A 26,295-nucleotide genomic window follows, 5' to 3' on the forward strand; every position below is an offset into this window, starting at 1 on the left:
TGTGCGCAATATACAAAGCATATAAATAAGGCTCCATTTTCGGAGCCTTATTTGCGGGTTCTTGTGGTTAACTCCGGTTAGGTATAACGACTACGCTTGTAGAATGCGCATGCAGTTGGTTGAGCCAACAACATCCATTACATCGCCTTGAGTAATAATGACTAAATCATCTTTGTGCAAGAACCCTTGCTCTTTAAGGCTAGTAATCGCTGCTTGAGCCGTTGGTAAACCCGCATCACTTTTTGACTCGAAATATACAGGTGTCACGCCTCGGTATAATGCTGCTCGATTTAGTGTCGATTCATTCCGTGATAAGGCAAATATTGGCAAGCCAGAGCTTAAGCGAGACATCATCAACGCAGTCCTGCCGGACTCAGTTAACGAGATCATCGCTTTAATTCCTTCCATGTGATTCGCAGAGTACATGGTTGCCATTGCGATGGTTTCTTCAGCGGTTTCGAAGGTTCTATCTAAGCGATAAGTAGATAGACTTGCCTCCGACATTTTTTCTGCCCCCACACATACTTCGGCCATGGATTTGACCGTTTCTACAGGATATTTACCTGCAGCGGTCTCTCCAGACAGCATCACCGCGTCAGTGCCGTCTAGAACCGCATTGGCCACATCCATCACTTCAGCACGCGTTGGCATTGGGCTAGTAATCATGGACTCCATCATTTGTGTCGCGGTAATCACGATACGGTTTAAACTGCGTGCGCGGCGAATCAGTTTTTTCTGGACACCTATGAGCTCAGGGTCACCGATTTCTACACCAAGGTCACCACGTGCAACCATCACCACATCGGATGCGAGAATAATGTCGTCAATAGACTCATTGGTCGCGACGGTTTCTGCTCGTTCGACTTTAGCCACTAACATGGCTTCAAGGCCTGCATCTCTGGCTAAGCGTCGAGCGTAATGCATGTCTTCGCCGTTACGCGGGAATGAAATAGCAAGGTAGTCTACTTGAATTGCTGCGGCGGTAAGAATGTCGGCTTTATCTTTCTCTGTGAGCGCATCGGCTGACAATCCGCCGCCTTTTTTGTTGATCCCTTTATTGTTGGACAATGGACCACCGACAATCACACGGGTATGAACTTTATTACCCTCTACTTTGGTAACTTGCAGCTGAACGCGTCCATCATCGAGTAATAAAATGTCATTTGGTGAAACATCTTGCGGTAGTTCTTTATAATCTAACCCTACAGATTCTTGATTGCCTTCACCTTTTGGTAAATCACTATCTAATGTGAATTTATCGCCCACATTCAAAATGACTTGGCCGTCTTTAAACGTTGATACACGGATTTTAGGGCCTTGTAAGTCACCAAGAATTGCAACCTGACGCCCAAGTCTTGCTGCAATGGTACGGACTTTGTTCGCTCGTTGAATGTGGTCTTCACTGGTTCCATGTGAAAAATTCATACGGACAACGTTTGCACCGGCTTTGATGATCTCCTCAAGTATATTGTCCTTATCCGTTGAAGGACCCAGCGTAGTGACAATTTTTGTTCGTCTTAGTTTGGAAGTCATAGATTCTCCGATGAATGTGTGTGTACAGGTAACTTGAACTCTATCCTTACTTTACGCAATCGCTCTCAAGGTTAGCCTCGTTGCTGAGCCCACACCTTAAAGCTACTTGAATATAAGTATATGCACAGAATGTTTACATTAAGAGTAACCCCGGTAAAACAGACAGATATTCGACAGGCAATGGCCTTATTGATAAAAATGCGCTGCTTTAAAGGCACTACTTCATAATTTAGTGAATAAAAATAAGTTATTTTTCAAACAATTTAACAGGAGTAGATTCTTCGTTATTTGATTGAATACACAAACAAACAGGTTTATACGTGATGCTTGTCACGGGGATTTATTAATTCACTTCACAATTAGTTCGCAAAGTAAAAAAATTGTCCCGTTATAGAATTTCGGAGTGCAAGATGTACATGGCTCAACCGGGCCATATTGATCATATCAAACAGGTCAATGCTGGTCGTGTATATAAACTAATTGACCTAAAAGGTCCTATTTCTCGAATTGATTTGTCCAAGCAGAGTGAGCTTGCTCCTGCTAGTATCACCAAAATCACTCGGGAATTAATTGAAGCGCACTTGATTCATGAAACGACAGTACAAGAAGCGACGAGTCGTGGTCGACCTGCTGTCGGTTTGCAGGTCAATAATGAAGGCTGGCAATTTTTGTCAATGCGTTTGGGGCGGGGTTATTTAACCATTGCTTTGCATGAGTTAGGCGGTGATGTACTGATCGATACTAAAATCGAGATACACGAGCTTGATCAAGACGATGTGCTTGAGCGCCTGCTTTACGAAATTGATGAATTCTTTCAGACTTACGCGGATCAACTTGATCGTGTTACCAGTATTGCCCTTACGCTGCCTGGCCTCGTGAACTCAGAGCAAGGTGTCGTTTTGCAGATGCCTCATTACAATGTCGAAAATCTTGCTCTTGGACCAGAGATATACAAAGCAACAGGCTTGCCAGTTTTCATTGCCAATGACACGCGAGCTTGGGCATTAGCAGAAAAGCTTTTCGGTCATTCTCAAGATAATGACAACTCCGTTCTTATCTCTATCCACCACGGCTTAGGTGCAGGCATCATTCTGGATGGGCGCGTTTTGCAAGGCCGTCACGGTAACATTGGTGAACTCGGGCATATTCAAATTGACCCAAATGGAAAACGTTGTCATTGCGGCAATATTGGCTGTTTGGAAACCGTTGCCAGTTCTCAGGCAATTCGTGAAGAAGTCGTAAGACGAATCGCTGATGGCGAAGACTCTATTCTTGCTAAACAAGAGGAAATGAGTATTGAGAGCATTTGTGAAGCCGCTGCAAACGGTGATCCTTTGGCCGTCGATGTGATTGAAAAACTTGGACGCTACTTAGGCTCTGCAATTGCTATTGTGATCAACTTATTTAACCCTGAGAAAATCTTGATCGGTGGTGTGATTAACCAAGCAAAAGATGTGCTTTATCCTGCGGTTCGTCGTTGTATCGAAGAGCAGAGTTTACCTGTTTATCACCAAGATCTTGAGCTGGTGGAGTCTCGTTTCTATAAGCAAGCCACAATGCCTGGTGCCGCGTTGATTAAGCAAGCGTTGTACGATGGGCAACTATTGATGAAGGTTGTGGAAGGTTAAGTACTTTTTAACATGATGATGTGCCTGGCTGTTGAGACTGCATTTGTAGGTGATTTAGGGTGAGACTTAACGGCTCACCCTTTTTGATCGCCTATTACTAGAAAGGGAATTTGAGTTATGTTGCATTGCTATATCTGCGCCATTCATGTAATTTCCTAAAAAGCTCAAGTAAATAAACAAAATGGCTTTCAATGTGCTGCGTGACTTTGCGTCTGATGCAAAGAGAAGTAATACGCTAAAACTGTTGTACTTTAAAGCTGTGCTCGAAAAGCCAAATATTTTAAGGTTATTTGGTTATATAACCTTGCTGTGTCTGTACTGATTTCGAGTAAAATAAGAATTATCCATAATTTAGGTAGTAGTATGTCCGGAGTGTTAAATACGGTTGACCAGCGTACAAACTTGGTTGGTGAAAATCGACTAGAGCTTCTGCTGTTCACTTTAAATAGTCGCCAATTATTTGCGATTAATGTGTTCAAAGTGAAAGAGGTCATCAAGCTTCCACCGTTAACCAAGCTCCCTGGCTCGCACTACAATATTCGTGGGGTTGCTTCTCTACGAGGTGAAGCGGTACCAGTGATTGATTTACGAGGCGCAATTGGTTTTCCTGCTTTGCGTGGCGAAGCGGAAGAAGAAAATTTGATCGTGACAGAGTACAACCGCACGGTGCAGGGCTTCTTAGTCGGTCCGGTTAAAAACATTATTAATACGGCATGGACTGAAATTCAGCCGCCTCCTTCCACGTCTGGTCGCTCGAATTACCTCACGGCTATCACGCAAATCAAAGAGGGGGATGCCTCTCAAATTGTCGAAATTATTGACGTTGAAAAAGTTTTAGCAGAGATTGTACATTACGACGTGACTATCTCGGAGGACATTCTCGATCAAGAATTGGCCCAAGCAATGGTCGGGCGTAATGTTCTGATTGTAGATGATTCCTCTACAGCTCGTAATCAAGTTCGCGATACGCTTTCTCAATTGGGTATGAATATCATCGAGTGTCGTGACGGGCTAGAAGCGTTAACGGTTTTAAAACGTTGGTGTGATGAAGGTAAAGATGTAGAAAAAGAGCTGTTGATGATGATTACGGATGCTGAAATGCCTGAAATGGACGGTTATAAACTGACCCATGAAGTGCGCCAAGATCCACGTATGTCTAAGTTGTTTATCACATTGAACACTTCTCTGAGCGGTAGTTTTAATGAAGCCATGGTACAAAAAGTAGGCTGTGATCGCTTTATATCTAAATTCCAACCGGATCTGCTGGTTGAAGTTGCTCAAGACCGATTACGCCAGATGCTTTCTAAAAGTGCATGATTAGATCTAGTGAAATCAGAGGGAGCGCGCCTCTCTCTGATTTTTAACATCTCTCTCCTTAATTCCTCTGTACTAATGGAAATCCCGAGATTTACTTTGTAGATTGTTCAAGTAGTGCGTGCAATCAATCAACTTACCAGCAATGACGTGCGTGACTTCTCCCTCTCTTTCAAGAATGCCTTTCACCATTAATACTTTAGCGCCTAAATACGCTTGCTTTTGGGCTCGTGCTGTCGCTTGCCAAACGACCACATTAATGTTGCCCGTGTCATCTTCTAACGTAAAAAATGTCACGCCAGCGGCGGTGCCTGGAGATTGTCTTCCTGTTACCACACCTACCACTGTGACCAGTGACTTATGCGGTTTCTCTGTCAGGTGCCTCATGCGGGTAAAGTGAGGGAGTTTGCCCGTTTCTTCTAATAATTTAATTGGATGGCGGCTAAGAGATAGTCCCGTGCTTGCGTAATCCTCAATTAAATTTTCATATTCAGAGGGTTGAGTCTGGTAGCTAACATTGGGTTCTTCGACCTTGTGAAACAATGGTAGGTCAGATAAGGAATCCATTGCTGCCCAGCGAGCGTTATAACGATTTCCCGATAAGGCCTGAAATGCATTGGCTGAAGCCAATAATTCAATGTCACTTCGGCTTCTTAATATCTGCTTTACTTCTTGAATCGATCGGTAACCATTAAGTGGTTTGCGCTCAATAAGCCTTTGTGCGCTTTCTGCGTTAAAGCCTTTCATCAAGCGAAAACCAAGTTGCACGCCGAGCCTGCCATTCGGACGTGAGACGAGATGATGTTGATATTTTGAATGATTGACGCACACCGGCAATACTTCGACGCCATGTCGGCGAGCATCTTGTACTAATTGCGATGGGCTATAAAATCCCATTGGTTGGCTGTTCAATAATGCAGTGTAAAATTCGGCTGGGTAATAATATTTTAACCATGCAGAACAATATGCCAGCACTGCGAAAGACGCTGAATGACTTTCAGGGAAGCCGTACTCACCAAAGCCGCAAATCTGATCGAAAATGCGCTCAGCAAACGCTAAGTCATAACCTCTCTCTTGCATACCATTGATCAGTTTTGGTCTGAATTTAGCGAGATCGCCATTCTTTTTCCATGATGCCATCGCTCGACGGAGTTGATCGGCCTCGCCGCCGCTAAACCCTGCGGCTACCATGGCTAGCTTGATGACTTGCTCTTGGAAAATAGGGACGCCCATAGTCCGCTCCAGAACGCTTTTTACTTCTTCCGATGGATAACTGACAGGCTCTTTGTGATCTCGTCGTTTTAAAAAAGGATGCACCATATCACCCTGAATAGGGCCTGGACGAACAATTGCAATTTGAATCACTAAGTCGTAATAACAAGCAGGCTTTAGGCGAGGAAGCATGCTCATTTGTGCACGAGATTCAATTTGGAATACGCCTATCGTGTCAGCTTTTTGGATCATGCGGTACACGTGTGGATCATCTTGTCGGCGAGTGATCTCGGAAATCGAGAGGGATCGCTGGTGATGTTTCTCGACCAGTTGAAAGCACTTTTTGATGGCGTTTAACATGCCGAGTGCGAGCACATCGACTTTTAGTAGCTTCAAGCTTTCTAAATCGTCTTTATCCCATTGAATGATAGTGCGATCTTCCATCGAGGCATTTTCAACAGGTACCAACTCATATAAAGGGCCAGATGAAATTACAAAGCCACCTACGTGCTGAGATAAATGGCGTGGGAAGCCAATGATCTCGTTGACCAATTGGATGAACTGCTGCCCTTTGAGAGATTCTGGTTGTAAGCCCAGTTCAATAATTTGAGCTTGCCAGCCTTGGCGGCGATCTCGGCGATTAACGTTCTTAATGAAAAAATCCAATTGGGTCTCTTCAATCCCTAGTGCTTTACCGACTTCACGCACGGCACTTTTAAAGCGATAGCTGATCACTGTTGCAGCAAGTGCTGCACGCTCACGGCCATATTTTTTGTAAATATACTGGATAACTTCTTCACGGCGCTCGTGTTCAAAGTCCACATCAATATCCGGCGGTTCCTTACGTTCTTTACTGATAAATCGTTCGAATAAGACAGCGATTTGTCGAGGATCGACGGCGGTAATTTCCAGGCAATAACACACCACAGAGTTTGCAGCGGAACCTCGCCCTTGGTAAAGAATGCCTTGCTGTTTCGCGAACATTACGATGTCGTGAATAGTAAGGAAGTAGTAGTGGTATTTCAGCTCTTGAATAAGCGCCAGTTCATTCTCGATGGTTTGATTGACTTCTGCTGGCACGCCTTCAGGAAAACGCAGCTTTTTACCGCGTTCGACCAACATACGTAAGTAAGAGTCGGGTGTGTAACCATCTGGGATAAGCTCGGTAGGATATTCGTATTTTAAATCGGAGAGCTTAAACTCGCATAAATCGGCGATGTAAGTGCTTTCTTCCAGCCATTCTGGTTTGTAAATCCGAATCAACTTTTTAAAAGGACGAAGCGCTCGCTCAGTATTCGAAATACGATCAAAACCGAGTTTATCGACGCTACACCCATGCTTTATAGCAGTAAGTACATGCTGTAATGGCAAGCGTTCAACATCATGCATGAGAACGCCTCCGCAGGCAGTTATCGGTAATTGAAATTCATGTGCTAACTGCTCGCAGTGCGCAATGTATTCAGTATCGTTGTTACTCAAATGGCGCTGAATCGCTACCCACAAACGATTAGCGTGGTGTTGATTGAGCCAGCGCCCCCAATAGTGATCACTCTCTTGATGTGTGGGCAGCCACAATACCAAACAATGTCGAACCGACATCAAATCCCATTCGAACAGTTGATAGTTGCCTTTTTCACTGCGTCTCCTTGCGTTTGTGATGATACGACACAACTCGGCATAAGCCTTGCGACAAGGGCAAAGCAGTACGATTTGGCATTCATCATTTAACCAAAACATACTTCCAACGATTTGTTTGATATCGAGTTTATGTTGTTCGATGGTTGCATGGGCTTTGACAACGCCCGCGACTGAACATTCATCCGTTATAGCTAGAGCTTGATAGCGATAGAAAGCAGCTTGGAGTACCAGATCTTCTGCATGAGAAGCCCCAGTCAAAAAAGAGAAGTTAGACTGACAAAATAGTTCCGCGTAACTCATAATGATCCAACAAAAATAACTGTCGATTTAACAAAAATAGCCATGAAGAAACCAGTGCTTGTGCTGATCGCGAAATATCCATAACCAGCGGCCTTGCTTGGTGTGTGCAATGTAGTAATCACGCATGATCTCATCACCATCCCACCACCCAGAAACTATTCGCTCAGGTCCGTGGACCAAAGAAACTTGTTCTTGCAATACAATGGGAGTGGGTAATTGCATTGCGGGGCGTAGTATGGAGGGTATGGCGTGCCCCTTTTTATCTGGAGCATCAGCAGGGCGATACTGACTGGCCTTTTCTGGTCTAGGATCGCAAGCAATATTGGGTTTTAAAACGGCACTTTTCCCCAATTTAGCTTGCAGTAAAGAGAGCAGCTCTAAAGCATTCATGTTTCCTTTCTGCCCAGCAAAGAGATCGCGTGATGCACTAAGAGGCTCACCTTGACGGATGACTTTTAACGTTAGCCCTGTGACTGGGCCATTAAGCGAGAGTGATTCTAAGCTTAAACTCGCTAACTGTTGCCAACGCTGACATAGGTAATCACCTTGCGCAGAAGTGAGTTGAAGGTGTTGCTCTTGTTTCTCACGCTGGTGGAGTGTTAAACACAGTTCAAAAGCGACCTTATCTCTTAATTTAAGAAAGGTTTCGAGTTGACGAAGTAATTTGGCCAACGGTTTTTCAATCCACTGAACGTTTTCGATCTCAAACAACAGCTCTAAATAAACTTGGAAGGATTCGGTAGGGTGATAAAGGTCGACAGGGTGTTTAAACTGCCCAGTCAGTCGACCAACGTAGTTCACCAAATCGATATCAAAGCGTCGTGCGATGTCTTGCAATGGCAGTTCAAGCAGGTTTTGCAATGTGGTGACGCCTACACGTTGTAACTTCTCTACTGTAGCGCTTGATAAATCTGCCAGTGTTAACGGTAATGGTGATAGGACTTTTTGTATGGCAGATTTGTCTTCACTGATGACGTTCGCTCCTGATATTGCCATCAATTTGGCAGCAAAAGGCGAAAAACCACATCCGAATTGAAAACTCAGTTTCAGCTCCGATAAGTGAGCTCTGACTTTATTCCAATAGTTTTCAAGCCCTTCATACAGAGCGAGCATTGGAGTAGCACGCAGTAAAATACCTTGGTTTGGCATCAACACAACGTCAGATGTGATCAAATACAACCACTGGGCTACCTCTTGTAATTTATTTAATTCGGTTTGTGGATGATAAGGATGCACTTGTAAATCTCGACACAAGGACGCAGCACTGCCTAAGCCCATACCAGGCTTAATGCCTTGTTGTTCGGCAATCTCGTTGTATTGAAGAATCTGGCAACGTTGGCTTTCGACAATCACCACGGGTTGTTCTTGGTTATCACCAAAGAGTGCGTCTAGCTGCAGGCGAGGGAAGTGCAAGTAAATCCACAGAGACATATCACTAACCTTGGTTCGCCAGTGGGAAATTGACCACAGTCGAGTGCACAGTTTCAGATGATGGTTTCACCAGTTGCGGGTAATGGTGTTGGAATCCGATACTAACGCTACCTCTATTCCAGCCTCCTTTCCTTTTCAGCACTTCAACATGAATCCCTTGCTCGTCGCCTTTCAGTTTTAAACTGAGTGACACAGGCAAAGACAAGCGGTTGATAGTATCTGTTTTAAGCATAAAGAGAGGGCAAGTACCTTGTTCACTCGCTACCTGTAAGCGTTTCACTTGATGTATTTCAAGCTCTTCTTGCCATAACAAAACATTACTGCATACCCCACTTTTCAGACATTGCTCTGCAGCCCAAAGAGCGTCTTTGGGGTGAGTTGGAGTAACGACCCACACTTGGTTTATATCCAACCCGATGTAGTGTAAAAACAGAGAATTCACTAGCGCAGGTGGTTGAATAAATGCGGTCATACCATTGGTCTGAGTGGCTTTTAAATAGGGAGCGAGCAAACGCAATTCACCAATACTACCAATAGATTCCATCTCCACTACGCCATGAGGTGGAAAGCCTCCGCCGAGCAAATCATCTAATTCAGAAAAACCGGAACTAGTCTGCAACTGCTGAGGATCTGCTTTCGTTAAATTTGCTTGCCAAACAAGGTGTTGGCTTTTTAAGTTCTGAATAATATCTTGCATAATAAATACCTGTATATATGTACAGTATATTTCTGTGGGAGAAAGTCGCAAGATTTTTATGAAGAGAGAAATGAAAAAAGGCAGCGTTTGCTGCCTTTTCAATCGATTATGTGAGGTAACCTGAATGAGTTATTTACGCTTCGGTTGAGCGTCGATGCACTGACCGTTCACATCGGTAACCGCAGGATCCATTAAGTGCAAATATAGCGGCATGATATCCAGTGGCGTTTTGAGAGTATTCGCATCTTCACCCGGATATGCTTTTTCACGCATGCGAGTACGAGTGGCACCAGGGTTAATTGCGTTAACGCGGATCGGTGTATCACTCAGCTCGTCAGCTAAAACTTGCATCATGCCTTCTACGGCAAATTTAGAGATAGCGTATGGCCCCCAGAATGCGCGGCCAGAGTGGCCGACGGTTGAAGAGGTAAAGATAATACGCCCAGCTTCTGATTTACGCATCACAGGCAGTAGTGCTTGAGTCATTAGCACTTCGGCTTTCACGTTGATCTGCATGATATCGTCGAAGTCTTCCTCTTTGATTTGATCAAATGGACACAGCGAACTCAAGACACCTGCGTTGTGTAATAGACCATCCAAGCGACCAAACTGTCCTTCGATTGTCTCTGCCATATCAATGTAATTCTGCTGAGTTGCTCCCTTGAGATCCAATGGAATGATAGCTGCTTGTGGATAGCCAGAAGCTTCAATCTCATCATAGATAGATTCAAGGTTTTGCACATTTCTACCCAAGAGAATAACAGTTGCACCGTGCTCGGCATAAGAAAGCGCGGCTTGACGGCCGATGCCATTACCAGCGCCAGTAACAAGAATGACTTTACCTTTTAGAGCATCAGCTGAAACGGAGTAGTTCACGGCGATAAATCCTTATTATTGTAAGAGGGTCCATGATAGTTAATTGACGCTAAAAAACGCCTGTTTCTCAATGGAAAATCTTGGTAATCGTGACAAGATGGTTACAATACACCAATTCATGTGTTATACCAATTCCAGAACTTTCGTTAGGTATGCTATCAATCAGAACAAGTGGTTACAAACCGCGCTGCCTTCTCGCTGATGTTTCTGCGTAACATACTAACGTCATCTGAAATGAGATAAAGGAGCTCTCGTTGGAATTTTTATTAGATTATGGTCTGTTTCTGGCCAAAATTATCACGGTGGTTGCTGCGATAATTGTTCTGCTCATTATTGCAAAATCGGCTGGTGGCAAATCGGGTGCGGCGAAAGGGGAGTTAGAGATTACCAACCTTTCAGAGCAACACAAACAATCTGTTGAGCAGTTAGAGCATCATTTGCATGACGATGCTTTCATCAAGGCTCGAGATAAAGCCGTCAAGAAAGAAGAAAAAGAGAAGAACAAATCTCGCGAGAAAGAAATCAAACAAGCGAGCAAAGACGGTTCATTAGATAGCAAGCGTGAACCACACCTATTTGTTCTTGATTTCAACGGTAGCATAGACGCAAAAGAAGTCGCGTCTCTACGTGAAGAAATCACCGCTATTTTGGCTGTCGCACGTGAAGGTGATGAAGTGTTACTTCGCTTAGAGTCTGGCGGTGGTATGGTTCATGGTTACGGCCTTGCCTCTTCTCAACTGGACCGAATCAAAGCTGCGGGTCTTCCTCTGACCATCTCTGTTGACAAAGTTGCGGCAAGTGGCGGTTACATGATGGCATGTGTAGCAGATAAGATTGTTTCTGCACCATTTGCAATTGTGGGGTCTATTGGCGTTATCGCACAAATTCCTAACTTCAACAAACTGTTGAAGAAACATGACATTGAGTACGAACAACTAACAGCGGGTGAATATAAACGCACGCTAACGATGTTCGGTGAGAATACCGATAAAGCGCGCGATAAGTTTAAGCAAGAACTTGAAGAAACACATGTCTTGTTTAAAGACTTCATCCGTGAGCGTCGTCCTAGTTTGGACCTAGACAAAGTAGCCACTGGTGAGCACTGGTTCGGTACACAAGCGAAAGAGCTTGGTTTGGTGGATGACATTAGTACATCTGATGATATCGTTGTTGCAGCATGCAAAGATAAAACTGTACTTTCTGTGCATTATGTACAAAAGAAAAAACTGGCCGACAAGCTAGCAGGTGTGGCGGGTAAAGTCGCTGATAGTGTGATTTTAAAGTTAGCTGAGCGTGGTCAAAAGCCGATTGTTTAATCGAGCTTAAGTTCATGACATTTAAAACGGCGAGGGCGGAAGCTCTCGCCGTTTTTGTTGAACTTTATGTTTATTGATGAATCCAATTACGCATTAGGTGTAATGCTTTACACGACATTTTTCCTCGCTCCAAAGACTGATTACCCGTATAATGTGCGCCTCGAAAACCGAGCAAATTGCTGAAAAGAAACTATTGGTGGAGAAGAACATGTCCTCTCAAACTCCGGTTGTAACCGTAGATGGACCTAGTGGTGCAGGTAAAGGCACTTTATGTATGTTGCTGGCGAAAAAGTTGGGTTTCCAACTCTTAGATTCTGGCGCAATTTATCGTGTACTTGCACTCGCTGCGATTCACCACGGTGTCGACACCGAGTCAGAAGATGCTCTTGTCCCACTAGCAACCCACCTAGACGTTCAATTTATCGCGGAAGGTGACTTAGTTAAGGTCATTCTAGAAGGCGAAGACGTGTCAGGGGAGCTTCGTAAAGAAGAAACGGGTATGGCAGCATCTAAAGTTGCGGCTTTGCCACGTGTTCGTGAAGCATTACTACGTCGTCAGCGTGCATTTGAGACCGCTCCGGGTCTGGTTGCTGATGGTCGTGATATGGGCACAATTGTATTCCCGAGTGCGCAAGCAAAAATCTTCCTTGATGCGAGTGCTGAAGAGCGTGCAAATCGACGCCTTAAACAGTTGCAAGAGAAAGGGTTAGATGTTAGATTTGCTGACCTTTTAAGCGAGATCCAAGAGCGTGACGACCGAGATCGTAACCGCCCAGTGGCGCCATTACGCCCTGCTGAGGATGCGCTTGTGCTAGATTCTACGTCGATGACTATCGACGAAGTAGTAGAAAAGGCACTACAATATATCGAATCGAAGCTAGCTGAGTAATAATACTCGACTAGGCTAAGAGCGTTGGTCGCAAGGATGATGACTGGCGAATTTAATAACCCCATGCGGTAGGATACCCGTGGAAGTTTAATTTATTGAAGATTAATTAAATGACTGAATCTTTTGCTCAACTCTTTGAAGAGTTTCTAAACGAAACAGAATTCCAACAAGGCAGCATCGTTAAAGGTACTGTAGTAGCTATCGAGAACGGTTTCGTTCTTGTTGACGCTGGTCTTAAGTCTGAATCTGCTATTCCTGCTGAACAGTTCAAGAACGCTGCTGGCGAACTTGAAGTTGAAGTTGGCGCTGAAGTAGACGTAGCTCTAGACGCTGTTGAAGATGGTTTCGGTGAAACTCAACTTTCTCGTGAGAAAGCTAAGCGTCACGAAGCTTGGATCGTACTTGAGAAAGCTTACGAAGAAGCTGAAACTGTTGTTGGTATCATCAACGGTAAAGTTAAAGGCGGTTTCACTGTTGAACTAAACGGTATCCGTGCTTTCCTTCCTGGCTCTCTAGTAGACGTACGTCCAATCCGCGACACTGCTCACCTAGAAAACAAAGAGCTAGAGTTCAAAGTTATCAAACTTGACCAAAAACGTAACAACGTAGTTGTTTCACGTCGTGCAGTTATCGAATCAGAGAACAGCGTTGAGCGTGACGAGCTTCTAGAAACTCTACAAGAAGGTTCTGAAGTTAAAGGTATCGTTAAGAACCTTACTGACTACGGTGCGTTCGTTGACCTAGGTGGCGTTGACGGTCTTCTACATATCACTGATATGGCTTGGAAGCGCGTTAAGCACCCATCTGAAATCGTTAACGTTGGTGACGAGATCCAAGTTAAAGTTCTTAAGTTCGACCGTGAGCGTACTCGCGTATCACTAGGTCTTAAGCAACTAGGCGAAGATCCATGGGTAGCAATCGCTAAGCGTTACCCAGAAGGTCACAAACTAACTGGTCGCGTAACTAACCTAACTGACTACGGCTGCTTCGTTGAAATCGAAGAAGGCGTTGAAGGTCTAGTTCACGTTTCAGAAATGGATTGGACTAACAAGAACATCCACCCTTCTAAAGTTGTTAATGTTGGCGACGAAGTTGAGGTTATGGTTCTTGAAATCGACGAAGAACGTCGTCGTATCTCTCTAGGTCTGAAACAGTGTAAAGCTAACCCATGGCAGTCATTCGCTGAAGCACAAGCTAAAGGCGACAAAGTTACTGGTAAGATCAAGTCTATCACTGACTTCGGTATCTTCATCGGTCTAGAAGGCGGCATCGACGGTCTAGTTCACCTATCTGACATTTCTTGGAATGTTGCTGGCGAAGAAGCTGTACGTGAGTACAAGAAAGGCGACGAGATCTCTGCAGTTGTTCTAGCAGTAGACGCTGAGCGTGAGCGCATCTCTCTAGGCATCAAGCAAATGGAAAATGACCCATTCAATGCTTACGTTGCTGACAACAAGAAAGGTGTTCTAGTTAACGCTACTGTAACTGCTGTTGACGCTAAAGGCGCTACTGTTGAAATCGCAGAAGGCGTTGAAGGTTACATCCGTGCTTCTGAAGTATCACGCGATCGCGTAGAAGATGCTTCTCTAATCCTAAGCGCTGGTGATGTTGTTGAAGCGAAGTTCACAGGTGTAGACCGTAAGAACCGCGTAATCAACCTATCTATCAAAGCTAAAGACGAAGCTGACGAGCAAGAAGCAATGGCATCTATCAACAAGCAAGATGACAATGCATTCGGTAACGCAATGGCTGACGCTTTCAAAGCTGCTAAAGGCGAATAATATACTCGCTTAAGCAAAAAAGGAGCCGCAAGGCTCCTTTTTTATATTTGGTCATATTTAAGTAGTAATACTAATGACAGTAAACTATCTTAATAAAAGGCATTTCTTCATTGCGCATTTTGCATAAAATTTGTCTAGAATTGTCAGCAAGTGTTTGTTGGAATTAGTATTACTTACTATAATAAGTGATAAAGATACTCAAAGAGGGCAACTATGACTAAGTCTGAACTGATTGAAAGACTCTGCGCTGAGCAAACACACTTATCAGCGAAAGAGGTAGAGGATGCTGTAAAAGATATTTTAGAGCACATGGCCTCTACACTAGAGAGCGGTGACCGTATCGAGATCCGTGGCTTTGGTAGTTTTTCTCTTCATTACCGCGAGCCTCGCGTAGGTCGTAACCCTAAAACGGGCGATAAAGTGGAATTGGAAGGTAAATACGTTCCACATTTCAAACCTGGTAAAGAACTTCGTGAGCGTGTAAATATTGGTTAATGCACTCTTATTAGTTTGAAAAAAGCGGCATACGTTTGTGTATGCCGCTTTTTTGTAATGTATCCAAGTTAGTCATACATCCAAGATCGTTTACTAATCTAATTGTGGATTCAGCTGTTTTCTTTGCTGCTTTCTATACCCAAATAACTTTAACTTCTAAGCATGTCTACAAACTAAGCATCTTGAGGTTACTTGGGTATAGATTATTGCTAATATACGTAGTCTGAAGAAGCATTTTCCTGCATAATCTTACCGACTTACTCCTAGAAGGGTGATGTAACATGAAAATTATAAAAATCGTTGCTGTTTTAGCTCTCTTTTTAATTGCATTGGCGTTAGGTTCCCAAAACCAAGAGCTCGTGACTTTTAACTATCTTCTAGCAAAAGGAGAGTTCCACTTATCTACGCTATTAGGTGTAGTATTTGTGGTTGGCTTTGCTTTAGCGTGGGTTATATTTGGTAGCATCCAACTGAAAACTCAGCTACAGGTCCGTCGTTTAAAGAAAAAACTGAAAAAGTACGAACCAACTGAATCAAACAACGCTGCTGATAAGCCAGCCATTGAAAAACAGGCATAAGGATAAGGCTTAACTTTAATGCTTGAACTACTCTTCTTGTTGTTGCCTATAGCTGCTGCGTATGGCTGGTATATGGGGCATCGCAGCGCTCAGCAAGACAAGCAGAAGCAATCTCATCAAATCTCTCGTCAGTATATGACGGGTCTTAATCTGCTGCTCTCTGACCAATCAGATAAGGCTGTCGATCACTTTATTGAATTGCTCCAAGTTGATAACGAGACCATCGATACTCACCTTGCGTTGGGTAACCTGTTCCGGTCTCGTGGTGAAGTCGACCGCGCAATCAGAATTCACCAAAATCTTATTTCTCGTTCAGGCTTAACACTGGACCAAAAGAACCTCGCCCTTCAACAGTTAGCGAAAGACTACATGGTCTCTGGTTTTCTTGATCGTGCAGAGAAAATCTTCGAACAGTTAGTCGAAGAGCCAGATTACAAAGAGGCGGCTCTTCAACAATTAGTGACCATTTATCAGCAAACACGAGAATGGGAAAAGGCGATTTATTACGCGAACCAATTGGCTAAGTTAGGTAATAAACGCTCAAGGATGCGTGCAAATATTGCCCATTTTTGGTGTGAAATAGCCATGCTCGACCAAGCTGATGGGAATACTAATAAGGCAATACAGCATTTTAAAAAAGCGTTAGCGGAAGACCCGAAGTGTGTTCGAGCAAGTATTGCTTTGGGACGAATTTACCTAGAGTCTGAAGACTATAAGCACACCATCAAATATCTGACGGGGGTACTTGAGCAAGATAAAGACTTTATCAGTGATGTCTTGCCAACTATTGCAGAATGCTATCATCATCTGGGTCAGGAAGATGAACTTGTCGAGTTTCTGAGAGCTTGTATTGATAAGAAAGCAGGCGTATCAGCCGAGTTGATGTTGGCTCAATTAGTTGCTCATCACGAGAACGTTGGGGCTGCTCAAGAGTTACTGACGAAACAATTGCTGAAAAACCCAACCATGAAGGGCTTCTACCGTTTAATTGACTACCACATTGCAGAAGCAGAAGATGGTCGAGCGAAAGACAGCCTATCAACACTACAAGCGATGGTGGGTGAACAGTTAAAAGTGAAACCGCATTACCGATGCCGGAAGTGTGGATTTTCTACCCATTCCCTTTATTGGCATTGTCCGTCCTGTAAAGGATGGGGGACGATCAAGCCAATCCGCGGATTGGATGGTGAATAATTCTTAATGCAGCTGGCAGAGTTTCTGTCCGCTGCATTTTTTTAACTTTTTATTTAATAAGAACCAAAACAGTTAGGAGATGAAATGATCGACCAAAAAGTTATTGTCGCACTGGATTATGATAACCAAGCAGATGCACTTGCGTTTGTAGATAGAATTGATCCTGCGTCATGCCGACTAAAAGTTGGCAAGGAGATGTTTACGCTATTTGGTCCTGATTTTGTACGTGAACTCCATAAACGTGGTTTCTCGGTATTCCTAGATTTAAAATTTCACGATATTCCAAACACCTGTTCGAAAGCAGTTCGCGCTGCGGCTGAAATGGGTGTATGGATGGTGAACGTACACGCGAGCGGTGGTGAGCGTATGATGACGGCATCACGTGAAATTCTTGAGCCATATGGTAAAGATCGTCCACTTCTTATCGGTGTAACGGTACTAACCAGTATGGAACAAAGTGATTTAGCTGGTATTGGTTTGAATGTTGCGCCTCAGGAGCAAGTGATTCGTCTAGCAACCTTGACCAAAAACGCAGGCTTAGATGGTGTCGTATGTTCAGCGCAAGAGTCCTCACTACTGAAGAGCGAACTAGGCCAAGAATTTAAATTAGTGACCCCTGGTATTCGACCTGCTGGTTCAGAACAAGGTGACCAGCGCCGTATCATGACGCCAGTAGACGCTATCCAATCAGGTTCAGATTATCTTGTGATTGGTCGCCCTATCACTCAAGCGTCAAATCCTGCAGAAGTGCTGAAGTCGATCAATGAGAGCTTATCTAACATGTAAGCACTGTCTCGATTGTATGGAGAAAAGTGAGGCTAAGATGCCTCACTTTTTATATCGAATGAAAATACTGATCGCGGTAAACAACCATTCCTTTTAACCAGCTATGTCTGATCATTTACTCGCTGTAACTGGTATATCGGGGCCAATTGAGATAAAGGTTCTGCGGTTTATTCTGAGTAAAGTAGGGCTTGGTACTATGCTGATCACACTTTTGTAACATAACTCACTGTGATGCCTCGAAAATGCAATCATGTGTTATTGATGGCTTGCGTTACAAATATCTAAAGAATACTATGGCGAAGATGCATTCACTGCGTTGTAAGGTCTAGGATGACCTAGTGAAACTCTTTGAAATTAATATAGAAGCTGGCAGGACGTCACTTCATATTACGTTCCTATTATTTCCTATCTGCGTATTTTAAATCGCAGCTTTCTGTGAGCTTTCACACGCTGTCTTCCTTGTTACGACCTTAGTGCGCAAACACAACAAGGAAGAAACATGACTAAAAAACTGCCATTTTCAGTACTAGCAACACTGACCGCTGCCAGTTTTCAACTGAGTGCGGCAGAATTGCCAGCTGATATCGAATGGATTTCAAACAACAACGAACCTCTATTTGCCTCTGAAGAGGCGGTACGAGGTGGCACCTATCGCACTTACATTCAGAGCTTTCCGCAAACATTACGAAGTGTTGGTCCAGATGCGAACTCAGGTTTGCGCCAATACTTAATGGATGGTTCACCAAAACTGGCTCAGCGTCATCCAAATACTGGCAAATGGATCCCTCAACTTGCTAAGTCATGGGCATTTGGAGAAGACAACAAAACCGTATTCTTTAAACTCGACGAAACGGCCGAGTGGTCAGATGGTGAAAAAATTACAGCAGATGATTACGTCTTTATGATGAAGTACTACACGTCAAAAGACATTATCGACCCGTGGTATAACGACTTCTTCACAAACAGTATTGTGAGTGTTGAAAAAATTGATGACTACACGATCAAAGTCAATCTTGCTGTAGCTCAAAGTCATGACTCACTTATGGTTATGATTAACATGCCAAGTAATGGTTTTCAGCCTCGTCCTGAACACTTCTTTGAAGGAGAAAAGGACGCAAATAACGATGGCATGCCTGATAACTTCGTCAGAAAGTTTAACTTTAAATCTGAGCCAACCGCAGCGCCTTACTACATTGATCAAGTGAAGAAAGGTAAGAGCGTGACATTCAAACATGTCGGTGAAGATTGGTGGGGATACAACAACCGCTACTATAAAAACCGTTATAACGTTGAAAAGGTTCGCATTAAGGTGATTCGCGATCCTGATATTGCCATGAAGCACTTTGAGAAAGGCAACTTAGACTACTTTGAGATGGTGCTACCAAGCTTTTGGCATGACAAAACCAATAGTGATGTGTACAAAAAAGGCTATATCCAAAAGTACTGGGGCTTTAACGAAGCACCGCAAGGAGCTGGTGGTCTTTGGATGAACACAGCGATGCCGATGTTGGATAACCTAGAAGTGCGTAAAGGTGTTATGGCAGCCACTGACTATGACGGCATGATTGAAAACATCATGCGTGGAGATTATTCACGTAAACCGCATGGGCTCGGCTTTGGTCATGGCGAATACGATGATCCTAACAATACACCGCCAAAGTTTGATGCTGATGCGGCGGTTAAACACTTCGAAAAAGCGGGCTTTGACAAAGTGGGCGCAGATGGTATTCGTGTTAACGACCAGGGCCAACGCTTGAGCTTTGCTATCACCTACGGATACAACTCTTGGACACCGCGTATTGCATACCTGAAAGAGCAAGCGAAACTTGCTGGTCTTGAGTTCACGTTAAACTTGGTGGATGGCTCATCTGCGTTTAAATACATTCTTGAGAAAAAGCATCAGCTAGCGTTTTTGAATATGGGCTCTGGTGAGATCCCTGCGTATTGGGAATACCTACACTCGGATAATGCAAATCGACCACAAACGAATGCTCACACCAACTACAGCAGCCCTGAGCTAGACAAGTTAATTGAAGCGTATGATTCTGAGTTTGATCAGGAGAAGCGTTACGACTTGTCGCATCAAATCCAAAACTATGTCAGCAAAGCGAACATCATCGTTCCTGGCTACATGGTGCCTTATTCTCGAGTTGCTCATTGGCGCTGGGTTAAAATTCCTAAAAACGGCATGACAAAAGCGACAGAATGGGTGCTTCATCCAATGGATATCGGTAATTTCTGGATTGATAACCAAGTAAAAGAAGAGACAGAAGAAGCGATGGACGAGGGTAAAACCTTCCCAGAATTAACGGTAATTGATGATCGTTACAAATTGTAAATCAGTAGTTTAGATAGAAAATGATAGCCCCGGTAATGAATTTTATCGGGGCTTTCTTTTTTACTTAATAAGGTAAGACGCTTCTAAAAGGTAGGTTTTTGCATCACCAAGCAAAGAGAACGCTCTATCGATGGTTTTAAATCGATCATCAAGCGAGTCGTTGGATATCAGCTGGCTGAATGTTTGCAACGAGAAAGCTTCGTTTGCTTTGAAGAACTGATGTACGTTTTCAAGCTGCACTTTATGAATATGCTCTACCTTATTTAGGGCGGTGGTTAGATCGGAAATGTTAATCGACATTGCTACTCGGGAACCTTATCAACAAGACCTATATGAGGTCATAGAGTGGGGTTTTACATTTTGCGACAGAGAGTAACACCGAAGAGCAATTTATAGTCTGATGAAGATCAATTTGCCTTATTCAAGCATCTGTAACGCGGCACTAGACGTGTACCTAGAGCTAGTACACGTTACAACGCTTGAATATAGGCTAGGGTTTCACCTGATCAAAAGTAAAAGCCAAGTCCGACTAAAAGCCCTTGAGAAGCCGTATCATATTCAAATACCTCTTCATTTTTGTAATCGACCCAGGTCGACTTGTAAGCTAAGTTGAGATCAGACCATTCGTTAAAGCGATAACGAACACCAGTTTGAATGGCATAAGTGAAGTGAGTATCGTTGCCAAGTCCGGCGTCGATACTGGCATGAAATCGCCAGTTTTCACTCAATTCATCAATGAGTCGCAAGCCAACTAAAAAATCGACCCAATCTTCTTGTAATGACAGTCTATCTTCTAGTACCCGGTTGTCATTACGATACAGCTTGCCGGTGATGTCATTGTCCCACCAACGTAATCCAAACATATAATCCAGTTTACCAAATGAATATTGTTCGCGTTGGAATGCCTTTGCTTCTAGAACACCTTGCCGTATTTCGATGTCCGCACGATAACGAGCGTTAGGCAGAGCGCCCTTGATATTATTAACATCACCACTTAAGTTCATGAAACTATAATCTATGTAGTAGCCCCACTTACTTTGGTAAATACTCTCGAATCGCAACATCGCCCCAATATCGAGGTGGTCTACGATGAACTTAGGATCGACATCCACCTCTGATGAAAAGCGACCAATACTGGTATCCCCGTGGATATTCAGTCCTAGCATGTACACTTCTATGCTATTTCGCCAACGAGATTCTTGTGTCTCGGCTGAGAGCGCTACTGATGTAGGTAATACAAGAATGAGTGAGGAGAGTGATAGCAGGTTACATGGTTTCATCCAATTTCCTTTTCGGCTTTTCGTCAGCTTTCAGCTTAGTAGAAGTCGCTACACTCTGCATAAAAAAGGGAAGCAACTTGCTTCCCTGTAATTAACATTGACTTAGAGTTGTTTGGCAATGTCTGAGGTTAGGCTTTCTATGCCTATGGATAAAGCGTTGACGAGCGCTTCATAGCCCTCACCTTGAAGCGGCTGAGAGATTTGTATTGGCGCGCTGTTTTCTACCTTACCTTCGGCATTGATGAGTAACCATTCCCCCTCAATTTCGATATTACCTTTGTAGCTGCCATTAAATTTATTTAACGTAAGCTGTAGTTTGGCTTCACCGCTTTGATCCAGCAGATTATTCATTTCAGTCGGCCAGTAATGACTTTGCTTGTGGCGTAGTTCCGAGACGACTCTCTGAGTGATTTGCTCAGAAATACTGTGCGCCCATTGATTGTGTTTCGCCTGAATAACTTGGGTCTCAGAGGTTCGATAAACAATGCCACTATCATTCAAATAACTCGCCAATGTCACTGGACGAACAACTAAAGTTGGGCGCTGAGCGATATCAGAAGAGCTCAGCGTCACTGGTTCCGCCTTAGGTAGAAGGTACATAGCTCCTTTAGTTTGCGGAGCGCTACTGCAACCCGTTAGACCGACAAATAGCGCGATAGACAGAAAGAATACTCGTTTCATTAGTTTTGGCCTTTAACTGGTATTGGGTCACTGATTTCATCTTCTCCAAACACGAGAGAGTTTGGCTTTTCGTTTAGCTGTTTAAGTACGGGTTTAAACTCTGTCATCACGCTTTCTAATTCTTTTAGCGTGGCTTCCATTTCGCTGTACATGGTTGAGTTGGGTCCATAACCATCGAGTGTTTTTTGTAATTGCTGTAAGCTTTGGCGAATATCTGTTGGGATCTCTTGCGTCTCTTTTTGATTCAAAAGTTTATCAATACTGTCCGCCACGCGTTCTGCTGAAGCTAACGTTTTTTCAGACGTTTTTAACGTTGAATTGAGAGAATCTAGCGTTTCTTCCATCGGTAAGTTATTAATCTTATTTAGGAAGTCGTTCACTTGGCGCTGAACCTGCGCAAAACCACCACGCATGGTTGGGAAAACATCTAAATCAGCAAACTTACTCGGTACGTAAGGTTCGTCATTTGGATAGAAGTCGGCGTCAACATATAGTGCGCCTGTTAATAAGTTACCTGTTTTTAAAGTACCACGTAGGCCTTTAGCAAACTCATTCTTCAATTTATCTTTTAACATTGGTAAAGATTGGGATTGGAAATCGCCATAAACACGGCCGAGCTCGATACGTACCAATACAGGAATTTTTTTCGCAGAAAAGTTCTCTTCTGGGGTTGGAAGTCGCATTGGTACACGCATCACAGTACCAATTCTCAAGCCTCGATATTCGACAGGTGCCTTACGTTTAAGTCCTCGTACCGATTCATCAAAAAGCATAACGAATTCAATATAATCATCGTACATGCCTTCTCGAAGTTGTTTAATATCATCGTACAAGCGGAAGTTGACCATATTTTCAGTGAGCTGTTCACCGGATTCAAGACCTGGAACGGTATCGAAGGTAACACCACCCGTTAGCATGCTCTCTAATGAGCCAAACTTGACTTCGAACCCTTCAGCATTGAGCTGTAAATCTACGCCAGAATTCAGCCAGAACTTGGTACGAGTGCGCACTAAGCTGTCATAAGGCTTGAAAATAAAGAGTTGGTATAACGCTTTGCGAGTGTCAACATCAAAGCTAGTTTTCTCTACACGACCAACCGTAAAGCCTTTATAAATGACGGGGTCACCAACGCCTAGTTTACCGGCCTCGCGGTGTGTTAACACAAGGCGTAGCCCCTCCGCATCAGGAGAGGCCACTGGGGGAACATCTAAGACCGTAAAGCGCTCTTTCTCTATCTTAGATTTACCCGGCTGAAGTTGGATATAAGCGCCAGAGAGCAAGGTCTCTAAACCTGAAACGCCATCACGGCCAATACGAGGCTTCACCACCCAAAACATGGTGTCATCTCGCAGCATGCGTTCTGCATCCTTGTTCATTTGTGCCTTAGCGATGATGTGATCGTAATTTTCACTGAGAGTGACTTCAGTAATCAGTCCGACTTTTACATTCAATGCTCGGATTTCGGTTTTGCCAACCTCAATCCCATCTGCGGTTGGCAGTTGGAGAGTAATTTGTGGGCCTGTACTGTTGATATATTGGAACAGCATCCACGCTCCCATGGCTAGCGCAAGGATCGGGACAATCCATATCGCAGAAATCTGCTTTTGCGGTTTTATTTGAGCGGTTACGTTGTTCTCATCACTCATATTTGGCTTTCTCGTTTAAGTTGTCAGAAATCGGCTCCTGCACTTCGTTTTGTGGCAATTGCCACAACAAACGTGAGTCAAATATCATTGCAGAAAGCATAGTAAAAATGACCACTGCCGCGAAAGAGAGCGCAGCAGGACCTGGATAAATCGCCATTAAGTTTTGCAGCTGAACCAGTGCAACTAAGATCGCGACGACGAAGATATCGATCATGGACCAACGACCAATAAACTCAGTTATACGGTAGATCTTTAAGCGTGAAATACTCTCTTCGTGCGGAAGATATCGCGCTTTTTGCGCATTGTAATACAGCCACGCGAGTGCCAGCATTTTCGCCATTGGAATAAATACGCTAGCAAAGAAAATTACCATCGCAATAGGGTAAGAACCTAAATGCCAAAGCAATATTACCCCCTCCATGATAGTTGAACCTTCTGCATGTCCAAGACTTACGGTGTACATCATAGGGTAGAGGTTCGCAGGGATATAGAAAATGACTGAAGCAAACAAAAGCGCCCAAGCTTTTTGTAAGTTGTCTGCGGGGTTGTATTTGTGAATAGGGCTTTTACAACGAATGCAGTGTTGGTGTTTTTTAGCTTCAATAGGGTTGAGCTGGTGACACGTATGACAACCAATATGGTTGTGGTTATGGTGCGTATCGCCCTCTTTTACATTAGATAGCTCGATAGCTGGAATAAAGTGCCCCCAGAGCCAGCTTTTGTCGACCATTGATATGCATTTGACTACCAGAACGGTATATACACAAAACGCCCAGAATGAAGTGCCCATTCCTATGTCTGCGAGGGAAGCGATTTTAATTAAGCTGACCAACACGCCAATCAAAAAGACATCCACCATTAACCAGGGTTCGACTCGAAACAGAAGACGGCATAAAACTTTTGCCATTCGTTGCTGCTTTTTAGAGGGGGTATGTTTACGTGCTTTTAATGCTTCAAGGTGAAGAAAGAGAATGAGGCCAACATAGATTGCAGGTAAAACGATAACTGTTGCGAGTAACAGCACACCCAAAAGCACATTTTGAAACTCAGCCAGCATTTTTGCAGCGTGCAATAAGGTGATTTCTTGCGACAACCCTTGCACGCTGAACGACATAAAAGGGAAAGAAATGCTTAGCACTAACATGATCAAACATGCCGATGATATGGCGATCACGCTTTGGTAAGGCTTGGCATTCACTTTAGTCAGCGAATGCGAACATCGAGGACATTGTGCTTTTTGCCCCTGTTCGATATCGGGAATGCGAACAACAAGGCCGCACTCTTCGCATGAAATTAACTGACGGGAATTAGGTTGAATACTCATCGGGTAGGTTTTAGATTCATTTGCTTTAAGAATACTCTTTTTTCACTAGGCACGCTTGTTTTGATTCAGGAGTTTACGAGTTTCTTACTTTTGGCATTAGAGCATATGGGAGATCTAAGACATAAACGAAGTCGCGTTTGGTACAAGATTTTACGGCCAAGATGAGTATGTTGGAAGCCGAAAATAATGTGATATTGCTTGTCTGTGGAGGGGTAATTACTTGTTTTTAAGGGTAAGTAATCCTGCCCAGATAATCTGAGCAGGGAAAAAGAGCATTTTATTTAAGGTGCTTAGTTGTACTTTACTTGACCGTTCCGCTCTTAAAGGCATTGGAGCCGACTTGCGTACCGTTGAGCGTTTTGCCGTAATAGCCTTGGTGCTGGTGATATTTCTCCGCGTTTGCGGTGACATTGCCTTTGAATCGAGGATCTTGTGGACGCTCATGGCTGTTGACGTATGCTGCGACATCCCAAGCTTCTTGCTCTGTCAGCTGCACACTTTTCCCAAGCGGCATGTTTTCGTAAATAAAATAGGCTGCAGTGTTAATCCGGTGCATACCTGCGCCCCAGTTATACGCATATTCGCCCCAAAGTGGTGGAATGTATGAATGGTCGTTGGTGTCTTTGATGCCTGAACCGTCGGCGCGATGGCAAGTTTCACAGTTCTTTTCGTAGACCAATGCGCCTCGCTCTATTGATGGTTCTTGCTCAGGGGCGGCGATTTTTGGGTAGCCACGCCCAGAGAGATTACCTCGCTTTTCAACTGGTAGTGCTTGTGCGATGGCTTCGGGCAACGGAAAGTCTTTTGCTTTTCCACCAATTTGCAACGCTTTTGCGTCTAGCTCTGGAATGGGTTCATCCGCCATACCATGTTTGTCAAGCAAACCGCCCATCGCTAACCAGTAGGCGTAAGCACTAAGGGCAACAATTTCTGGCGAATCGTAAGCGGGCGCTTTACCGTTCATGGAATACTCGAAACAACCCTGGATACGGTCAGCATAGCTGTTTACGCGATCGTTTTTCTTACGATATGCCGGGTATGCCATGTAAGCTGCCCACAGTGGCGCAGCGTTTGCTTTTCGTCCTGCCTCCATATGGCAGTTCACACAGTTTTGTTCGTTGCCAACGTATTTTCCGCGCATTTGTTGTGAGTTAACAAAGAGCGAGTAACCGCGTTTTACTTGCTCACCAAATGCGGTGTTTGGGATTGTGCTGAGATCACGCGGTTTTAAGTATTCACCGTGCTTTTCTTTTTCTATCGCAGGTAGCTCTTTCTGGCGGTCCGGTAACAGATCGTTAGCTAATACGAGCGTAGAAATGAAAGGCAGTGCGAACAAAGAATAGAAACGTTTCATGACT

The 26,295-nt window shown here is 43.9% G+C and carries 21 protein-coding genes; 10 read left to right on the top strand and 11 right to left on the bottom strand.

The genetic code is table 11. The features are described 5' to 3' along the window. Positions 1-90: 90 nt before the first annotated feature. On the bottom strand, positions 91-1,533 hold the full coding sequence (pyk, locus tag L3V37_RS11510) for a pyruvate kinase (protein WP_237306346.1): 1,443 nt from the start codon (positions 1,531-1,533) through the stop codon (positions 91-93). A 410-nt stretch (positions 1,534-1,943) separates the two neighbouring features. Between pyk and L3V37_RS11515 the strand changes: the two genes are divergently transcribed. Then, positions 1,944-3,161 carry an ROK family protein gene (locus tag L3V37_RS11515; RefSeq protein WP_005385828.1) on the top strand — a complete coding sequence of 406 codons (1,218 nt, stop codon included), beginning with the start codon at positions 1,944-1,946 and terminating at the stop codon, positions 3,159-3,161. Between the two features lie 363 nt (positions 3,162-3,524). Then, positions 3,525-4,478 carry a chemotaxis protein CheV gene (locus L3V37_RS11520; RefSeq protein ID WP_005372976.1) on the top strand — a complete coding sequence of 318 codons (954 nt, stop codon included), beginning with the start codon at positions 3,525-3,527 and terminating at the stop codon, positions 4,476-4,478. Between the two features lie 72 nt (positions 4,479-4,550). Here the strand turns inward: L3V37_RS11520 and L3V37_RS11525 are convergent, their stop codons facing one another. The 4 genes from L3V37_RS11525 to L3V37_RS11540 form a co-directional block, all read right to left on the bottom strand. Next, positions 4,551-7,625: an error-prone DNA polymerase gene (locus tag L3V37_RS11525; protein WP_237306347.1), complete on the bottom strand. Its 3,075-nt coding sequence runs from the start codon at positions 7,623-7,625 to the stop codon at positions 4,551-4,553. Between the two features lie 27 nt (positions 7,626-7,652). Beyond that, entirely contained in the window at positions 7,653-9,056 is a 1,404-nt protein-coding gene (locus L3V37_RS11530; protein WP_225473355.1) for a DNA polymerase Y family protein, read from the bottom strand. Positions 9,057-9,060: 4 nt separating this feature from the next. Further along, positions 9,061-9,753 (bottom strand): translesion DNA synthesis-associated protein ImuA, encoded by a 693-nt coding sequence (imuA, locus tag L3V37_RS11535; RefSeq protein WP_005372979.1) that lies wholly within the window; start codon positions 9,751-9,753, stop codon positions 9,061-9,063. A 129-nt stretch (positions 9,754-9,882) separates the two neighbouring features. Continuing rightward, positions 9,883-10,629, bottom strand: coding sequence for a YciK family oxidoreductase (locus L3V37_RS11540; RefSeq protein ID WP_213905694.1), 747 nt, complete (start codon positions 10,627-10,629; stop codon positions 9,883-9,885). Positions 10,630-10,883: 254 nt separating this feature from the next. Between L3V37_RS11540 and sohB the strand changes: the two genes are divergently transcribed. From sohB to L3V37_RS11580, 8 genes are all read left to right on the top strand, one after another. Continuing rightward, positions 10,884-11,945 (top strand): protease SohB, encoded by a 1,062-nt coding sequence (gene sohB / locus L3V37_RS11545; RefSeq protein ID WP_005385819.1) that lies wholly within the window; start codon positions 10,884-10,886, stop codon positions 11,943-11,945. A gap of 208 nt (positions 11,946-12,153) precedes the next feature. Further along, a complete protein-coding gene (gene cmk, locus L3V37_RS11550; protein WP_021033981.1) occupies positions 12,154-12,834 on the top strand; it encodes a (d)CMP kinase in 681 nt (226 codons plus the stop codon). A 110-nt stretch (positions 12,835-12,944) separates the two neighbouring features. Then, positions 12,945-14,615: a 30S ribosomal protein S1 gene (gene rpsA, locus L3V37_RS11555; protein ID WP_005385817.1), complete on the top strand. Its 1,671-nt coding sequence runs from the start codon at positions 12,945-12,947 to the stop codon at positions 14,613-14,615. A gap of 213 nt (positions 14,616-14,828) precedes the next feature. Beyond that, positions 14,829-15,110 carry an integration host factor subunit beta gene (gene ihfB, locus L3V37_RS11560; protein WP_005385816.1) on the top strand — a complete coding sequence of 94 codons (282 nt, stop codon included), beginning with the start codon at positions 14,829-14,831 and terminating at the stop codon, positions 15,108-15,110. A 281-nt stretch (positions 15,111-15,391) separates the two neighbouring features. After that, positions 15,392-15,688 (top strand): LapA family protein, encoded by a 297-nt coding sequence (locus L3V37_RS11565; RefSeq protein ID WP_005376663.1) that lies wholly within the window; start codon positions 15,392-15,394, stop codon positions 15,686-15,688. A gap of 18 nt (positions 15,689-15,706) precedes the next feature. Next, positions 15,707-16,882, top strand: a complete 1,176-nt coding sequence (gene lapB / locus L3V37_RS11570; RefSeq protein ID WP_005376665.1) for a lipopolysaccharide assembly protein LapB — start codon at positions 15,707-15,709, stop codon at positions 16,880-16,882. A gap of 84 nt (positions 16,883-16,966) precedes the next feature. After that, entirely contained in the window at positions 16,967-17,668 is a 702-nt protein-coding gene (pyrF, locus tag L3V37_RS11575; protein WP_005376667.1) for an orotidine-5'-phosphate decarboxylase, read from the top strand. 499 nt (positions 17,669-18,167) lie between these two features. Further along, positions 18,168-20,006 carry an extracellular solute-binding protein gene (locus tag L3V37_RS11580; protein ID WP_054574788.1) on the top strand — a complete coding sequence of 613 codons (1,839 nt, stop codon included), beginning with the start codon at positions 18,168-18,170 and terminating at the stop codon, positions 20,004-20,006. Between the two features lie 60 nt (positions 20,007-20,066). Here the strand turns inward: L3V37_RS11580 and L3V37_RS11585 are convergent, their stop codons facing one another. The 6 genes from L3V37_RS11585 to L3V37_RS11610 all read right to left on the bottom strand — a co-directional run bounded on the left by L3V37_RS11585 (position 20,067) and on the right by L3V37_RS11610 (position 26,291). Further along, a complete protein-coding gene (locus L3V37_RS11585; RefSeq protein WP_237306348.1) occupies positions 20,067-20,306 on the bottom strand; it encodes a hypothetical protein in 240 nt (79 codons plus the stop codon). Between the two features lie 206 nt (positions 20,307-20,512). Then, positions 20,513-21,286: a hypothetical protein gene (locus tag L3V37_RS11590; RefSeq protein ID WP_017633868.1), complete on the bottom strand. Its 774-nt coding sequence runs from the start codon at positions 21,284-21,286 to the stop codon at positions 20,513-20,515. A 102-nt stretch (positions 21,287-21,388) separates the two neighbouring features. Then, positions 21,389-21,967 carry a membrane integrity-associated transporter subunit PqiC gene (locus L3V37_RS11595; protein WP_237306349.1) on the bottom strand — a complete coding sequence of 193 codons (579 nt, stop codon included), beginning with the start codon at positions 21,965-21,967 and terminating at the stop codon, positions 21,389-21,391. Continuing rightward, the gene (gene pqiB, locus L3V37_RS11600) at positions 21,967-23,613 is read right to left on the bottom strand and encodes an intermembrane transport protein PqiB (RefSeq protein WP_005385808.1); all 1,647 of its coding nucleotides are present in this window, start codon (positions 23,611-23,613) and stop codon (positions 21,967-21,969) included. The genes L3V37_RS11595 and pqiB overlap by 1 nt, the downstream gene beginning before the upstream one ends. Beyond that, the gene (locus L3V37_RS11605; protein WP_054729239.1) at positions 23,606-24,937 is read right to left on the bottom strand and encodes a paraquat-inducible protein A; all 1,332 of its coding nucleotides are present in this window, start codon (positions 24,935-24,937) and stop codon (positions 23,606-23,608) included. Before L3V37_RS11605 ends, pqiB begins: the two co-directional genes overlap by 8 nt. A gap of 301 nt (positions 24,938-25,238) precedes the next feature. Continuing rightward, positions 25,239-26,291 (bottom strand): c-type cytochrome, encoded by a 1,053-nt coding sequence (locus tag L3V37_RS11610; RefSeq protein WP_086046930.1) that lies wholly within the window; start codon positions 26,289-26,291, stop codon positions 25,239-25,241. Positions 26,292-26,295 lie beyond the last annotated feature (4 nt).

It is taken from the genome of Vibrio sp. D54, from assembly GCF_021728075.1.
Lineage (GTDB): Bacteria > Pseudomonadota > Gammaproteobacteria > Enterobacterales > Vibrionaceae > Vibrio > Vibrio alginolyticus.

What these genes read in the sequence shown, in the direction of transcription:
- pyk (WP_237306346.1), bottom strand. Translation starts at nt 1,533, where the DNA reads ATGACTTCCAAACTAAGACGAACAAAAATTGTCACTACGCTGGGTCCT.
- L3V37_RS11515 (WP_005385828.1), top strand. Translation starts at nt 1,944, where the DNA reads ATGTACATGGCTCAACCGGGCCATATTGATCATATCAAACAGGTCAAT.
- L3V37_RS11520 (WP_005372976.1), top strand. Translation starts at nt 3,525, where the DNA reads ATGTCCGGAGTGTTAAATACGGTTGACCAGCGTACAAACTTGGTTGGT.
- L3V37_RS11525 (WP_237306347.1), bottom strand. Translation starts at nt 7,625, where the DNA reads ATGAGTTACGCGGAACTATTTTGTCAGTCTAACTTCTCTTTTTTGACT.
- L3V37_RS11530 (WP_225473355.1), bottom strand. Translation starts at nt 9,056, where the DNA reads ATGTCTCTGTGGATTTACTTGCACTTCCCTCGCCTGCAGCTAGACGCA.
- imuA (WP_005372979.1), bottom strand. Translation starts at nt 9,753, where the DNA reads ATGCAAGATATTATTCAGAACTTAAAAAGCCAACACCTTGTTTGGCAA.
- cmk (WP_021033981.1), top strand. Translation starts at nt 12,154, where the DNA reads ATGTCCTCTCAAACTCCGGTTGTAACCGTAGATGGACCTAGTGGTGCA.
- rpsA (WP_005385817.1), top strand. Translation starts at nt 12,945, where the DNA reads ATGACTGAATCTTTTGCTCAACTCTTTGAAGAGTTTCTAAACGAAACA.
- ihfB (WP_005385816.1), top strand. Translation starts at nt 14,829, where the DNA reads ATGACTAAGTCTGAACTGATTGAAAGACTCTGCGCTGAGCAAACACAC.
- L3V37_RS11565 (WP_005376663.1), top strand. Translation starts at nt 15,392, where the DNA reads ATGAAAATTATAAAAATCGTTGCTGTTTTAGCTCTCTTTTTAATTGCA.
- lapB (WP_005376665.1), top strand. Translation starts at nt 15,707, where the DNA reads ATGCTTGAACTACTCTTCTTGTTGTTGCCTATAGCTGCTGCGTATGGC.
- pyrF (WP_005376667.1), top strand. Translation starts at nt 16,967, where the DNA reads ATGATCGACCAAAAAGTTATTGTCGCACTGGATTATGATAACCAAGCA.
- L3V37_RS11580 (WP_054574788.1), top strand. Translation starts at nt 18,168, where the DNA reads ATGACTAAAAAACTGCCATTTTCAGTACTAGCAACACTGACCGCTGCC.
- L3V37_RS11585 (WP_237306348.1), bottom strand. Translation starts at nt 20,306, where the DNA reads ATGTCGATTAACATTTCCGATCTAACCACCGCCCTAAATAAGGTAGAG.
- L3V37_RS11590 (WP_017633868.1), bottom strand. Translation starts at nt 21,286, where the DNA reads ATGAAACCATGTAACCTGCTATCACTCTCCTCACTCATTCTTGTATTA.
- L3V37_RS11595 (WP_237306349.1), bottom strand. Translation starts at nt 21,967, where the DNA reads ATGAAACGAGTATTCTTTCTGTCTATCGCGCTATTTGTCGGTCTAACG.
- pqiB (WP_005385808.1), bottom strand. Translation starts at nt 23,613, where the DNA reads ATGAGTGATGAGAACAACGTAACCGCTCAAATAAAACCGCAAAAGCAG.
- L3V37_RS11605 (WP_054729239.1), bottom strand. Translation starts at nt 24,937, where the DNA reads ATGAGTATTCAACCTAATTCCCGTCAGTTAATTTCATGCGAAGAGTGC.
- L3V37_RS11610 (WP_086046930.1), bottom strand. Translation starts at nt 26,291, where the DNA reads ATGAAACGTTTCTATTCTTTGTTCGCACTGCCTTTCATTTCTACGCTC.